Here is a 570-nt window from a genome sequence, read left to right as displayed (position 1 = left end):
GACCAATTCCTCCGGCATCTTTCTTGGGGAGCGCTTTCACTACGATCTCGCCCGCCCCGGTGCCGCGCTCTACGGCATCAATCCGACGCCGGCAAAGTCCAATCCGATGCTGCCGGTGGTGCGGCTGCAGGCAAAGGTGGCACAGACGCGCAGCGTCGAAAAAGGCGCCGGCGTCGGCTATGGCCACACCTATCATGCGCAAGGCCCGCTCAGGCTGGCGACGATTTCGTTCGGCTACGCGGATGGCTGGCAACGCCGCGCCGCGTCCGCCGCCTGGTTCGAGGGCGTGCGGCTGCCTTTCCTCGGGCGGGTGTCGATGGATTCGATCATTCTCGACATTTCCGCCCTGCCGGTCGGCAGGCTGCGCGAGGGTGATCTCGTCGAACTGCTCGGTCCCTCGCAAAGCGTCGATGACGCCGCCGGCCATGCCGGCACCATCGGCTACGAGATCCTGACAAGCCTCGGCCCGCGCTTCCATCGGCGCTATGTCGGCAGTTGAGCGGTTTGGCCGCGCTTGACAAGCGGACGCCTGTCGGCAAGGCTCCTTGCATGAGCAACCCAGCTTATATC

General features: G+C 65.3%; 1 protein-coding gene. It reads left to right on the top strand.

Features of this window, described 5'->3' with window-relative positions; genetic code table 11:
• The coding region (locus tag EN750_RS38130; protein ID WP_281062394.1) for an alanine racemase C-terminal domain-containing protein at positions 1–499 on the top strand (499 nt) is incomplete at its 5' end.
• Between the last annotated feature and the right edge of the window lie 71 nt (positions 500–570).

Source organism: Mesorhizobium sp. M7A.F.Ca.ET.027.03.2.1 (assembly GCF_003999175.1).
In the GTDB taxonomy this organism is placed as follows: Bacteria; Pseudomonadota; Alphaproteobacteria; order Rhizobiales; family Rhizobiaceae; genus Mesorhizobium.
Note: the sequence above shows the minus strand (reverse complement) of the source record. Positions and strands in the feature narration are given on the sequence as shown.